Source organism: Planococcus dechangensis (assembly GCF_042654465.1).
Taxonomy (GTDB): Bacteria; Bacillota; Bacilli; order Bacillales_A; family Planococcaceae; genus Planococcus; species Planococcus dechangensis.
The window spans coordinates 409760-424344 of the sequence record NZ_JBHSGL010000015.1 but is presented as its reverse complement, the minus strand read 5'-3'; the positions used below and the strand labels follow the sequence as shown (position 1 = coordinate 424344).

The window sequence follows — 14585 nt, the reverse complement described above, 5'->3', positions numbered from 1 at the left end:
TCAATCGTTGCTGGCGCATCGCCGTCCGTAGACGCGCGATTCGCTTTGATCTGCTTGCGCTGATCAGTAAGTTAAGTCACGAACACCGAAGTTCGGAATGACCATTGCTCCGATCGCCCGGAGGCGACCATCGCAAAAGCCGTTCGCGCGCCAAGGCGCTCGTGACGTCTTTTGTTGACGTTTTGCTGTTCAGTTTTCAAGGTTCATGTTGTGCGCCTTGTTTTGGCGACTTGACTAATATAGCACGCTGGAAAAATAGCGTCAAGCTTTTTAGAGAAACTTTTACACTCCTTTATTATAACGCAATATTCTTAATATTCAAGCTTTATTTTATTACATTTTTGAAAGTAGTTACTTCCCTTTCATACCTAGACTTTCCTTAGTTGTTGACTGTTAATAATATTGGTTACATTTTAAAGTTAGAAAAAAATTAAGTGGACTTTTTCTCTTACTACAAACGCCTTTCTTCTATAGTAAAGAATTTATATAGTCCATAGAAAAGACCGCCAACAACATTGCTGGCGGCCTCTTAATTATTTTAAGAAGATAAAATACAAAATGAAAATCACGAATAGACCATACATGATTGGATGAATCTCTTTTCTTCTACCTGCGACAAGCATGGTTATCGGATAAAAGATGAACCCGATTGCAATCCCAGTCGCAATGCTATAACCAAGCGGCATTGCAATCATAGTAAGAAAGGCAGGAACTGCAATTTCAAACTTGTTCCACTCAATTTGTCCGAGCGCTGAGACCATTAGAACACCTACGATGATTAATGCCGGTGCCGTCACTGCACTCGTGATTACAGAAAGAAGCGGATAAAACAGAATCGCCACTAGGAAAAGAATACCCGTAACTACTGATGCAAATCCTGAACGTGCTCCGGCAGCTACACCTGAAGTTGATTCAATGTAGGAAGTCGTTGTAGATGTCCCAAAGACGGCTCCTCCTACAGTTGCAATTGAATCTGAAAGCAATGCTTTTCCTGCCCGTGGTAATTTATTGTCTTTCATTAATCCGGCTTGGTTCGCTACAGCTACCAATGTACCAGCCGTGTCAAAGAAATCAACGAAAAGGAAAGTTAAGACGATGACCAGAAATTGGACAGTCAGCAATGAACCCGGATCATTGAAGATAGGTTCGAGCGCAACACCGAATGTTGGCGCAAGGCTCGGAACATTCAAGTCGATGATCGCGCTCGGTAAGCTGACCACTTGGAAAATCATTCCGACGATTGCTGCGATTAAAATCCCAAAGAAGATGCCACCTTTAATTCCACGAACCATCATGATAACTGTAATGAACAATCCAAAGATTGCAAGCAAAGCAGAGCCATTCGTCAAATCTCCGAGCCCGACAAGTGTATCGGGGTTCCCTACAACGATGCCTGCATTTTGCAATCCGATAAAAGTGATGTACAAGCCGATACCAGCACCTACTGCGTACTTTAGTTGAGCCGGGATCGCATTGATGATTGTTTCACGGATGCCAGTCAAAGTCAGCACGATAAAAATAAGTCCGGAAACCAGAACACCTGTCAAAGCCGTTTGCCATGGCACACCGTATGTGAGTATAACGGTGTAAGAGAAGAATGCATTGAGCCCCATGCCAGGAGCCAAGGCGATTGGATATCTTGCAACGATCCCCATCAACAAACTCCCTAAAGCTGCGGCAAGCGCTGTCGCCATGAACACGGCTCCGTAATCCATGCGCAATGCCGGATCCAGATCCGGAATCGAATCCATTGTCAGCGTCAGCGGGTTGACGACTAAAATATAAGCCATTGCCAAGAAGGTCGTTAAACCGCCGATAAATTCCTGGCGGTAATTGGTTCCCAGCTCTTCAAATTGAAAATACTTCTTCATCCATGATTCCTCCGTATGCTCTTGTATAAGTCTACATAAAAAAACGCATACAGTGATTGCCGTATGCGTCCGATTTCCCCCATCCGAAAACAGAGAGCCCGCCATTTCGAAAAGCGGACAAAAATCGTAGTCGGATCATTTACGGTGAACCGGTAGAGACTTTCAGGCCATATCCCTGAATTTATACGACAAGCTTATTTAATTTCATCAATAGAATACCATGATAGGTATGAAAAAAACAAGACCAAACACGAACAATTATCTTTTTTTTACACAGAAAGTTCGTGAAATGAAAAACGGCTGCTAATTGCAGCCGTTTTTTTATTCCCACTCGATAGTTGCTGGCGGTTTGCTCGTAATATCGTACAACACTCGGTTAATGTGGTCGACTTCGTTGACGAGGCGAACGCTGATTTTCTCGAGAACATCCCAAGGAATGCGTGCCCAATCGGAAGTCATCCCGTCAATCGAGGTCACCGCTCGGATACCAATTGCGTAATCGTAAGTACGGGCATCGCCCATGACCCCTACGCTGCGCAGATCTGGCAACACGGTGAAGTATTGCCAAATATCACGGTCAAGACCCGCTTTACTGATTTCGTCACGAAGAATCCAATCGGACTCGCGAACGATTTCCAATTTTTCTTCTGTCACTGCACCCATGATGCGGATGCCAAGACCCGGACCTGGGAAAGGCTGGCGCCAGACAATTTCATCCGGCATGCCAAGTTCTTTTCCAAGAACGCGTACTTCGTCTTTGAATAGCGTGTTCAATGGCTCGATCAATTTAAACTGCATATCATCCGGCAAGCCGCCCACATTGTGATGCGATTTGATAGTTTGGGCAGTGGTCGTTCCACTTTCGATAATGTCGGTATAAAGAGTTCCTTGAGCGAGAAAATCCATGCCTTCCAGTTTTGAAGCCTCATCATCAAACACATAAATAAACTCATTGCCGATGATTTTGCGTTTTTGTTCGGGATCGCTGACGCCTTCGAGCTTCTTCATAAAGCGCTCACGTGCATCGATCTTGATGACGTTCATATGGAAACCGTCGGCGAAAGTTTTCATGACGCTTTCCGCTTCCCCTTTACGGAGCAATCCGTGATCGACGAACATGCAAGTTAATTGATCTCCGATCGCTTTGTGGATCAATACCGCAACGACAGAAGAATCAACGCCGCCGCTAAGTGCGCAAAGAACCTTCTTGTCGCCCACTTCCTCGCGGATTTTTTCGATTTCCAGTTCGATGAAATTCTCCATCGACCATTCATCTTTCATGCCGCAAACGTCATATACGAACTGGCGCAGCATTTCGTTGCCGTAGACAGAGTGGCGGACTTCCGGGTGAAACTGGACACCGTAGAATTTACGTTCTTCGTTTGCCATTGCTGCAATCGGGCAGCCTGGGCTAGTTCCGATAACGTCAAACCCTGGAGGTGCTGCAGTGACCAAGTCACCGTGGCTCATCCAAACGATCTGATCTTCAGGAACATCTTTGAAAATGGCGCTTTCTTTCGTCAGTTTCAATTCCGCTTTGCCATATTCGCGACTGGATGATTTTTCCACTTTACCTTCTAGGCGCAAAGCCATCAATTGCATGCCGTAGCAAATCCCAAGAATCGGAAGGCCCATTTCGAAAATTTCAGGGTCAATCGAGAAAGCATTTTGATCGTAAACGGAATTCGGTCCTCCTGAGAAGATAATTCCCGTAGCGTTCATTTCTTTGATTTCCTCAGCCTTGATCGTATGCGGGTGGAGTTCGCTATAAACTCCGATTTCCCGGATGCGACGCGTAATCAATTGATTGTACTGGCTGCCGAAATCCAGTACGACGATTTTCTTCTGCTCTTTCAACATTGGACTAACTGGCAAATCCTTCACCTCTTCTATTCGATTCAGGCCACAGCATAAAAAAAGAACGCGAAAAACTACTCCTCGCGTTCTTGTCCTCTACATTAAAAAGACGAATGCACATGCAAATAAGCATGCGTCATCCGCCTTCATAGTCAAGTCATTTCCGGTGACTTGGTAGAGACATCCGAACCGTATCATCGGACATATATGAGGGCACTGTATTCTATAATTTTCTCAATTGTACAGGCTAGTGTTTTCAAAATCAACCGCTTGTCCGATTGATTAAATTTTCCCAACTTTCCTGCATTTCTGCCCAATCGACTGATTGTGAATCTCCGCCATAGACGGATTTCTCATATACGGCGGTCAATTTCTTCATATCTTTCGTACCAAAAAACGAATCGACGTATTCTGCATATGAGCGGAGCGTCTGCCCTGGCGCACGTTGGATACCGTACAACTCCAATTGCTTCAGAAGCCGTAGATAGGCTTTTTCAAAGGTCTCCACCCCTACTGATCTTCGGCGGTAGTATGGGATGAGTACTTTCGGCATCCATCTTGTACGCACCTTGAACAACAGCAGCGCGAGCAGCAGCAAAGCGGATGTAGCCGCAATCAATTTTCCAATATTGTCAGAGACAAACTGGACAAAACGGTCACCGATCGTAGGACCAGTTGCTGCTGATGCTTCATCTTCTGTCTCGTCGATCGGCAACTCAGGTTCGGGCTCCGGACGGTCTGGCATTTGCTCAGGCTCAGGTTCTGAAGTTTCGATGTCAAGGTCGAAATCAACGTCCGATGCCCCGGTGAAACCGATCGTCGGTTCGAACATCATCCAGCCGACACCTGGCATATATGCTTCTACCCATGAATGCGCATTATTATTGGTAACTTCATATACCTCGTAGCCATCTACGGTATCGATGACTTCGCCTTCGGTAAAGCCTTTGACCCAACGCGCGGGTATGTCAAGCGATCGCAGCATGACGACCATGGAAGTGGAAAAGTTATCGCAATAGCCGCGCATCGTCTCAAATAGAAATTGATCTACGTAATCTTGATCTTCTGCAGGAACTGGGATATCGCTTTGGCTATACTCAAACCCACCGTTTCCGAAATAACTTTCAATCGCACGCGCCTGGTCGTAAACAGTGGATGATCCTTCCGCAATTTCTTCAGCGAGTTCCCCGACCCGCTCCGGCAGCTCATCCGGCAACTGCAAATAGCGGTCGAATTCACCAGGAAGCTCCTCAAGTTCTTCCAGCTCTGTTTCCCGTAAAGCAGTCAAACTAAAGCTTGGCTCATTGTAGAAAACTTCATATACATCAGGTTCGAACACTTCATTTTCCTGTAAAGTATCAAAGCGTTGCTGAACCGGATCATAGCGGTATTCTAATGTATCTTCCATAAGAAAGGAAACGGTGCCGTACGGATAAAGCACAAACGGGAACGGCTGCTGCATATCCACTAGCGCAGAAGTTTGTTCCCCGTCATCTGCTGGCGGGAAATCTGTCGAGACTTCCTCGCCGTTTCGGTAAAACTGCTCATCTGCATTTTCTTCAGATAGCTCCCAGCCTTTGGTCGTGTAAACATCTTTCACTTCAACTTTCCAGTATTGGCCTTCTTCCATTTCTGTTCTGAACACTGTCGTATCATCAGAAACGAAAGATCCGCCAAGTTGTGTATCATCGACCCCGTAACCGATGCGCCCGACACTGCCTTGCCCGCTTCCCCCTTGGCCTGAATAAGATGTAATATATGGAACCGGATCAGGCCATATTGGATCAGCTTTCGGCAAATAAAATGCGGCCGCAGTCGACACAATTAATACGAGCAGCAATGGAACTGAATAAACGAGCAGCTTTTCTGTTTTATCGACCGCCCGATGCCGTTCCATCCACCTAGCGAGATGCAGCAATCCTGCCAGCAGTAGGCCGATGACCATGATGCGGACTATTGCGGCTTCTCCTGAATAAGGGCTGAACGTATCGAGTACCGCGACAAAAATGACTGTCAGCAAATAAAACAAGAAAATGCTGAGGCGGAAGCTGACCCAATAATGGATTAAGTATATCGCCATCCATAACAATGCAAAAAACAAGACCGTGCGGAACACATCCGTTGTTTCTTGCCAGTTTTGGCTCAGCAACGCGGACATGCTGATGCTTGCTTGTTGGATTATAAAATTCAAACTTTCCAGCGTGAAAAATAAGCTACCTGTATAAACATAGACGATAAACCAAAGGATATACACCAGCTTTAACGGCCCGGTGATCCACCAAGGCATTTCAAAAAACGCCATAAGGAGCCCGAGTGCGACAAAAGCCAGAAACAGGTTATGGTGCCCGGTTTCAGTCAGTTCGATAACCGGGCGCAGCCATTCTGATAGAAGGAAAAACACAAGCACGTATAGCAGGCCCATAAATACTTTGTTTTTTCGGATAGAAGTCATGACCGGCCCCCTTCCTTAAACGCCGAAGCGAAATTCTCAGGACCGATCGTTTTCACGTGAAAGCCTTTCGACCTTGCATACTGATGATCTTTTTCCTCATCAGGGGTGATGGTCTGCCCTTTTTCTGTAACGACCAAACATAAGCAATGGCTTAAGCCCGTGACGTTTCGGCGGATTTCATCCACCATTTTGCGCGACAGCGCCCCTGTTATGTAAACAAGGCTCGACACACGGACCTGCTTTAAATCCTGGCCGACGACCGTTTCAATCGGACGGTCGAGATCATCTTGGACTTTCGCCAAATGATACAGCGAACGCTGTAATTGCTCATCGTTTTGGATCAACGGGAAAAAAGCTCTAGGTGTGCCGGCGGATAAGTACGCGACACTGGCATGTGCTGCGACAACCGAGGTGAGGATAGAGGCGATGAGCTCGACTTGAATCTCGAATGTGGCCGATGGAGAACGGTCATCCAACAAGAACAAGTCTTGGGATTGGCGGTCTTCGAATTCTTTCGTACGCATGGTCTGCGTGCGCGCAAACGATTTCCAATGAATCCATGACACCCGGTCTCCCGGCTGATAATCGCGGATGCCGCTCACCATCGTTGTATCTTTCACTAAAGTGAACGGTGCGGCAATTGAGCCCTGATCAAAGCTAGAGCCGATCGGGCGATACATTAGTTCGACGGTATTTGGAAAGACCAAGATGGATTGACGGGCCGGCAGCAGCTGCTGTTTTTTTACCCAGCCGAAAAAGTCAGCCGTTTCGATGGTGACACCTTCTAGCACATGCTCACCTCTGGGCATTTGTTCAATTTCGTACGTCCAAGAAAAATTGCGGCGAAAGCCCGGCAATAGCATTTGCTGGGCCGAATCCGCCAAACGGGCTTTTAGCTTGGAAGATTGGGTGTGTTCATGGAGAACGGTATAAAGAAGCGGAAAAGGCAGCGTCCGGTGAATGGTGACCGTAGCGGAGAACCGATGCCCGCTCTTGATGCGGGCGGTATGGATTTTCCGCTCGGCGCGCAATTTGTGGAGCGGGTAAAATGACAATAGCACCGAATAGACGATAAACGGCAACGATACGTAGAATATAAACCAGCTGACAAATCCACCTTGGAACATGGCGAACGAAAAAGTCAAAAAAAACAGGATGAGCACAAAAATCATCCTGCCCCACGAATCCATTACTTGTTTGATTCTCTTCATTGATTTACAAGCCTTTGGACAGGGACTTGCGTCTTCGCGATGATGCGTTCCGTCAATTCTTCAGCCGTGATGCCGTCATAACGCGCTTCAGAACGAAGCATGATCCGGTGGCCAAAGACGAACTTCGCCAAGTACTGGACATCATCGGGCGTAACGTAATCGCGCCCTTTCAACATCGCATAGGCTTGCCCTGCTTTCATCAGCGCGATCGACCCACGTGGGCTGACCCCCAAATATACATATGGATCGCGCCGCGTTTGGCTCGCTAAATCTACGATATATTTACGGATGGTGTCGTCTACACGGATGGTCCTTACTTCCTCCTGCAGCTTGAGCAATTCTTCTAGCGTCAGAACCGCTTCGAGTTCTTCAATTGGCGGAATCGACTGTGCTCGAGTCAATACTTCAATTTCTTCCGCATGTGTTGGATAGCCCATTTTCACCCGCAGCAAAAACCTGTCGAGCTGGGCTTCCGGCAATGGATAGGTCCCTTCGTATTCGATTGGATTCTGCGTAGCCATGACGAAAAATGGCTTCGGGATATTCATGGTGACACCATCTGTTGTGACAGATGCTTCTTCCATCGCTTCGAGCAATGCAGATTGTGTTTTTGGGGAGGTGCGGTTAATCTCGTCCGCCAAGACGATATTGCCCATTATCGGACCCGGCCGGAAATGAAATTGCATGTCTTTCGGGTTGTAAATCGATACGCCCACCACGTCAGAGGGCAACAGATCCGGCGTAAACTGAATGCGCTTGAAATCTGCACCGACCGATTTCGCCAAAGCGCGCACGAGCATCGTTTTGCCGACACCCGGCACATCTTCGAGCAAAACATGGCCGTGTGACAATAAAGCGACCAAGCTCAGTTCAGCGATTTCACGCTTGCCGATGATCACTTTTTCAATATTATCTATGACTTTTCCTAGACGTTCTGTCGCTTTCATATTAGTTCCTCCCATGTAAATCGAAAAGGTTTTGAATTATCGCAATCTTACTGTCATCATATCGGATTAATGCAGATAACTCAACTGAGCCAACGGCCTGGGGTTTAGTTCAAACGGGCTTGAAGATGGCATAGTGCATAACAAAAGGCGGAAAGAATCAGAAATTCTCTCCGCCTGAACTAGTTTATTCTCACTCATTTTTTCCAGAAATCATCAAATACCGTAATCGGCAAATTGCGTTTATGCTGTGTTTTCAAGTAATAGCCTTCCAGCTTTTCACGTGCTTCCTGTGAAATCTCCTTGCCTTCCAAATAGTCATCAATCTGGTCATACGTAATCCCAAGAGCGACTTCATCTGGAATGGCCGGTTTGTCGTCCTCCAAATCGGCAGTTGGAATCTTTGTGTACAAATGTTCAGGAGAGCCAAGTGCTCTAAGCATTTCGCGGCCTTGGCGCTTGTTCAGTCGGAACAATGGCACCAAGTCAGCTGCACCATCGCCGTGCTTTGTGTAAAAACCGGTGATCGCTTCCGCCGCATGATCAGTACCGAGCACAACCGCATCATGTGCTGCAGCAACCGAATACTGCGCCTTCATGCGTTCGCGCGCTTTTTCATTGCCTTTGGCAAAATCCGTCAGCTTGATGCCTTCTGCTTCCAATGCTCGGTCGCTCGCATCTACCGATTCTTTAATATTGATCGTATAGACTTTCGTCGGTTTGATGAAAGTCAACGCATCTTGCGCGTCATGTTCATCAACTTGCTCACCGTAAGGCAGGCGCAGTGCATAGAAGCCGTATGTCGCTCCGCCGCTTTCTTCATTCAATTCATCTACAGCCATCTGTGCCAATTTTCCGCCAAGCGTTGAATCCTGACCTCCCGAAATGCCGAGTACAAAGCCTTTCAAGAACGAATGGTGCTTCAAATAATCTTTTAAGAACTCGACGGTGCGCTTGATTTCCTGTTGCGGGTCAATCGAAGGCTGCACCTTCATTTCATTGATGATTTGCTGCTGTAAAGTCGACATAGGGATCCTCCTTATTGATTGGTGAATTGCTGCACGGATTCCCGCACTTCCTGAATGTTGCGCATTTTGTTGTTCCAGCATTTTTCGCTTAAATCCACGGGATATTCTTCCGGGTTGAGCGAGCGTTTGTATTCATCCCATAATAATTCAAGCGTACTGTTTGCATATGCTTGAATGTCCACGAGCGGTGGATTTTTGTAGATGACTTCGCCTGCTTCGATAACTTTATGATGAATATTGACGGCATCGAAATTGGTGACGAACTTCGAAACAAACGTATGGACTGGATGGAACATTTTTAGGCGCTCTTCAGAAGCTGGGTCCTCGTCGTGCATGGTAATATAATCACCTTCTGATTTTCCATTTTCCCTGTCTATAATCCTGTAAACGTTTTTCAGGCCCGGCGTCGTCACTTTTTCTGCATTTCCCGAAATCTTAATCGTGTCTTCCATCTCGCCCTTGCTGTTTTCAATCGACACTAATTTGTACACAGCACCAAGCGCAGGCTGGTCGTATGCGGTAATCAATTTTGTCCCAATACCCCATGAGTCGACTCGGGCACCTTGTGCTTTCAAGTTCAGAATGGTGTATTCGTCCAAATCATTGGAAACGACCACTTCAGCTTCGGGGAATCCCGCTTCATCCAGCATCTTGCGGGCTTCTTTGGATAAAAAGGCGATATCTCCGCTATCGAGCCGGACGCCGCGGAAATTGATTTTGTCTCCAAGCTCTTGTGCCACCTGGATGGCAATGGGCAGACCGGACTTTAATGTGTCGTACGTATCGACTAGAAATACACAATCGCGATGGCGCTGTGCATAAGCGTGAAAAGCTTCATATTCATCTTTATAGGCCTGGATCATGGAATGGGCATGCGTACCGGCTGTTGGTATGCCGAATAGTTTGCCGGCGCGCGTATTGCTGGTCGCCTCCAAACCGCCGATATAAGCTGCACGCGTCCCCCAAATAGCCGCATCCATTTCCTGTGCACGCCGCGTGCCAAACTCCATGACGCGCTCTGTTCCAACTACTTGCTTGATGCGACTCGCTTTTGTTGCAATCAATGTTTGGTAATTGACGATATTGAGCAAGGCCGTTTCGATCAATTGCGCTTCAATTAAAGGCGCTTCGACACGAATCAGCGGTTCATTCTGGAACACTAGCTCGCCTTCTACAACCGAATAAACGTCTCCTGTGAAACGCACCGTTTTCAAATAATCGAGAAAATCGTCTTTGTATCCGAGTTCTTCACGCAAATAAGCGATATCGCTTTCTGTGAATTGGAAGTTCTTCAGATAATCGAGAACCCGTTCGAGTCCCGCAAATGTGGCATATCCATTGCCGAATGGCAATTTCCGGAAAAACAATTCGAAAACCGCTTGCCTTTCGTGCATTCCATCTGCCCAATAGGTTTCCGCCATATTAATTTGGTACAGATCGGTATGTAATGCCAAGCTATCATCTGCATAACGCGTTTCCACAAAAATCCCCTTCTTCCACCGTAATGAGTCTCATTATACATCAATTCCATTTTTTCAAAAACAAGTTGACACGCCCGAAGCCCCGTTATTGACTTATACCCTCCAATATGAGATAGTATTCAGAGTTAACTATAAGGTAACCTATAAATTTTGATTAATTGGCATTCTACACAATGTTTTTTTAAGATACTTATTCACACTGGCGCGATTACAGGATCGCAAGGACGTAAAAGAAGGTAGGGTTTACGTTGCTTAAGTTTTAAAGCACCCAGTGGAACTATTACCGCGGCAATGAAAGCAGACACTTTCAATGGAAATGATTCCCCGTTCGTTACGGGTTAATATTTAAATCAAAACGCATGAAGTTACCTTGCAAAACAAAGGGCTGTCCTCAATTGAGGGCAGCCCTTTTCCAATGCTAATATTTCAATGCGACGTTTTTCAATACGGTGTAATTGCGCAGCGCTTCCAGCCCTTTTTCACGTCCGAAACCACTTTTTTTATAACCGCCGAACGGCATCTGAACGCCGCCCCCCGCTCCGTAGTTGTTGATGAAAACTTGTCCTGCACGGATTTTCGAAGCGACCCGGTGAGCACGTGCGCCATCTTTCGTCCAAACGCCCGCAACCAACCCATACTCAGTCCCGTTTGCCAGGCGAACCGCTTCCTCTTCTGTGTCGAACGCGAAAGTCGCAACAACCGGAGCGAAAATTTCTTCTTGTGCAACATAGCTATCTGGAGATAAACCATCGATTATGGTCGGTTGGAAAAAATAACCACCCGATAAATCTTGCCTGTCCTCGCGTTTACCGCCCGCAAGAAATGCGGCGCCTTCCTCTCGGGCGGTTTCCATAAAACTTTCGATCCGCTCGTATTGCTTAGCATTTAAAATCGGGCCTAACTCGGCATCGTCTTCTCCTTTGCCAATGGTGATGGCTGTTAATTTTTCTGCAAGTTTTTTCAAGAAATCCTCTTTGATCGAACGATGGATCAATAATCGCGACCCTGCTGAACAGGTTTGACCCGCATTTTGGATGATCGAGCGAGTCACCCATTCCAATGCTTCTTGTTGATCGCAATCTTCAAACAGGATATTCGGTGATTTGCCGCCGAGTTCGAGCGTTACGGGTTTGACGTTCTTCGCGGCCGCCGCCATGACGCCGGAACCCGTTTGGACCGAACCGGTGAATGTAATGTGGTCGATGCCGGGATGTTCGCACAACGCGGCTCCCGCTTCAAAACCAAAGCCTGTCACTACATTGAATACGCCTTTTGGTAGCGCGGTTCGGTCGATGATCTCTGCAAGTTTCAATGCTGTCAGCGGCGTGTCTTCCGCAGGTTTTGCCACGACGACATTGCCGGTTGCGATTGCTGCTGCCGTTGAACGGGCGATGATTTGCAACGGGTAATTCCATGGCACGATATGGGCAGTCACCCCGATCGGCTCACGCAATGTGTAATCGAGTATGCCTGGCTGCACAGGAATCGTCTCACCGAAAATCTTATCGGCCATGCCTGCATAATACTCAAAATATTGAGCTGCCGCTTCGACATCTTTTCTGCCCTGGGTTAGAGGCTTTCCGGTGTCTTGAGTTTCAAGCAGCGCAATCGCTTCCGCGTCATCACGCAGTGCCGCTGCAATTTTATGCAAAATTCGCCCACGTTCTGCCGGGATAAACTGCTGCCATTCTTGTGATTCGAAACATGTTCTGGCAGCCTGAACCGCCCGGTCGATATCTTGCGCTTTTCCCCGAGGCACTTCGGCCAGCAAGTCGCCTGTTGATGGGCTATTCGTTTCAAGCCAAGCCATGTCTGCACTTTCCCGCCATTCACCTGCGATGTACATCAATTTTTTCACCATTTCATTGCCCCCTGCCATTTAAATTCCCCGGCCGCCGTCGACATTGACGACGCTGCCCGTCATCATTTTCGCCAAATCCGAACTCATGTATAAAAGCGTATTGGCAATATCTTGAGGCTGGATCAGTTCGCCAAGAGGTACGCTTTTGCGGAATGTGTTTTCTTTCATATCTTCCACATCCGCCCCGGCAGCTGTGAATTCACCGAGCATTTCCGTATCGGATGGACCTGGATTGAGGCAATTGACCCGAATCTTGTCAGGTGCGAGCTCGATCGCCAATGCTTTTGTCAGGGAAACCGTCGCGCCTTTAGAGGCGATATATGCATTCAACCCAGGACGTGGCCGCTCAACCGAAATCGATGCCACATTGATGATGGCCCCTTCCCCCTGCTGCTTCATATAAGGAACGGCTGCTCGTGAAGTGAGGAAGACTGCCGTTGTATTGATGGCAAATATGCGATGCCACATTTCTAAAGAAACATCTTCGATAGCCGTCGCCGACTGCGCAATGCCTGCGACATTCGCTAATATGTCAATACGGCCGTATGTATCATGAATTTTTTGAAAAGCAGCTTCGACGCTGTCCTGTTCGGTTAAGTTGCTGTCGATAACGAGCAATTGGCCGTTAAACTGCTTTTTGAGTTGCTGTAAAGATTCGGTGCGAATATCAAGCGCAGCGACATTCGCCCCGCTTTGGAGAAATGTCTCAACCGCCGCTTTTCCCATACCTCCGCCGGCTCCCGTGATAACTGCTGTTTTTCCGTTCAATTGGATCTCCATTCAACATTCCCCTTTCACGGTAAGCTGGTCTTTTACCACTTGTGCAATAGCGGTTCCTAGCTGTTCTGTCGTGTCATTGCCGCCAAGGTCTGGCGTCCGCACACGCCCTTCCCCTAGTACCGTTTCAATCGCCGAGACGATTGCCGTTGATAGGTCAGGCCTGCCAAGGTGGTCGAGCATCAGCGCGGCAGACCAAATTTGGGCGATGGGATTTGCGATACCTTTGCCTGCGATGTCCGGTGCCGACCCGTGGATCGCTTCGAACATCGACGGGTATTCCCGCTCCGGATTGATATTGCCGGATGGTGAAACACCGAGTCCTCCGACAATTGCAGCTCCCAAGTCAGTGAGAATATCACCGAATAAATTGGAAGCGACGACGACATCAAACGATTCCGGGCGCTGGACGAAATATGCGGCGAGCGCATCGATAAAATAGCTTTCAAGTTCGATGCCTTGATAATCGGCTGCGACTTCTGCAACCGCTTCATCCCATAATTTCATCGAATGGATAATGGCGTTCGATTTCGTCGCACTTGTCACTTTGTTCCTGCCGGAGGCTTGTGCATAGTCGAATGCATAACGCGCAATGCGCTCGACGCCCGTCTTGGTGATGATGGTATTTTGAACCGCCATTTCTTGTGGCTGCCCTTGATACAGGCGTCCGCCGATATTTGAATACTCGCCTTCTGCATTCTCCCGGAACACGACAAAATCGACAGGGGACTCATTTTTTAATGGTGAATCGATTCCCGAAAGCCGTTTAATCGGTCGCATATTGACGTATTGACGAAAATTTTTGCGGATCGGCATGATCAATTGCCAGATGCTGATTTCATCCGCAACGCGTGCATCCCCGATTGCCCCGAATAAAATGGCATCGAATGCCTGCAATTGCTCGAGCCCGTCTTCAGGCATCATTGAGCCGTGCTCTAAATAATATTCACTATTCCAGTTGAATTCCGTAAAGCGGATATCAAAATCTGCATCCAGTTCACGAATCACTTCGAGTACACGAATGGCTTGTACCGTTACGTCCGGTCCGATGCCATCGCCCGGCAAGACTGCTATCTGATAGATTGTCATGAACTTCCTCCTAT

At 47.5% G+C, this 14585-nt stretch carries 10 protein-coding genes and 2 riboswitches; all 10 genes read right to left on the bottom strand.

Translation table 11 applies throughout. The annotated features are described in order from the left end of the window. Window positions 1–533: 533 nt before the first annotated feature. Window positions 534–1871 carry an NCS2 family permease gene (locus ACFO5U_RS16300; protein WP_377280140.1) on the bottom strand — a complete coding sequence of 446 codons (1338 nt, stop codon included), beginning with the start codon at window positions 1869–1871 and terminating at the stop codon, window positions 534–536. Between the two features lie 107 nt (window positions 1872–1978). Next, a riboswitch (purine riboswitch) is annotated at window positions 1979–2080 on the bottom strand. 112 nt (window positions 2081–2192) lie between these two features. After that, window positions 2193–3731 (bottom strand): glutamine-hydrolyzing GMP synthase, encoded by a 1539-nt coding sequence (gene guaA / locus ACFO5U_RS16295; protein WP_377280156.1) that lies wholly within the window; start codon window positions 3729–3731, stop codon window positions 2193–2195. 126 nt (window positions 3732–3857) lie between these two features. After that, a riboswitch (purine riboswitch) is annotated at window positions 3858–3959 on the bottom strand. A gap of 31 nt (window positions 3960–3990) precedes the next feature. Beyond that, complete coding sequence (locus ACFO5U_RS16290) at window positions 3991–6180, bottom strand: transglutaminase TgpA family protein (RefSeq protein WP_377280139.1); 2190 nt, start codon at window positions 6178–6180, stop codon at window positions 3991–3993. Then, entirely contained in the window at window positions 6177–7391 is a 1215-nt protein-coding gene (locus tag ACFO5U_RS16285; RefSeq protein ID WP_377280138.1) for a DUF58 domain-containing protein, read from the bottom strand. Before ACFO5U_RS16285 ends, ACFO5U_RS16290 begins: the two co-directional genes overlap by 4 nt. Continuing rightward, entirely contained in the window at window positions 7388–8338 is a 951-nt protein-coding gene (locus ACFO5U_RS16280; RefSeq protein ID WP_377280137.1) for an AAA family ATPase, read from the bottom strand. The genes ACFO5U_RS16285 and ACFO5U_RS16280 overlap by 4 nt, the downstream gene beginning before the upstream one ends. A 194-nt stretch (window positions 8339–8532) precedes the next feature. Beyond that, a complete protein-coding gene (gene nadE, locus ACFO5U_RS16275; protein ID WP_377280136.1) occupies window positions 8533–9363 on the bottom strand; it encodes an ammonia-dependent NAD(+) synthetase in 831 nt (276 codons plus the stop codon). Between the two features lie 11 nt (window positions 9364–9374). Further along, window positions 9375–10844: a nicotinate phosphoribosyltransferase gene (locus ACFO5U_RS16270; protein ID WP_377280135.1), complete on the bottom strand. Its 1470-nt coding sequence runs from the start codon at window positions 10842–10844 to the stop codon at window positions 9375–9377. A 418-nt stretch (window positions 10845–11262) separates the two neighbouring features. Beyond that, window positions 11263–12705: an aldehyde dehydrogenase family protein gene (locus ACFO5U_RS16265; protein WP_377280134.1), complete on the bottom strand. Its 1443-nt coding sequence runs from the start codon at window positions 12703–12705 to the stop codon at window positions 11263–11265. Between the two features lie 18 nt (window positions 12706–12723). Beyond that, a complete protein-coding gene (locus tag ACFO5U_RS16260; RefSeq protein WP_377280133.1) occupies window positions 12724–13485 on the bottom strand; it encodes an SDR family NAD(P)-dependent oxidoreductase in 762 nt (253 codons plus the stop codon). Next, entirely contained in the window at window positions 13486–14571 is a 1086-nt protein-coding gene (locus ACFO5U_RS16255; protein WP_377280132.1) for a tartrate dehydrogenase, read from the bottom strand. It abuts the gene before it with no gap. Between the last annotated feature and the right edge of the window lie 14 nt (window positions 14572–14585).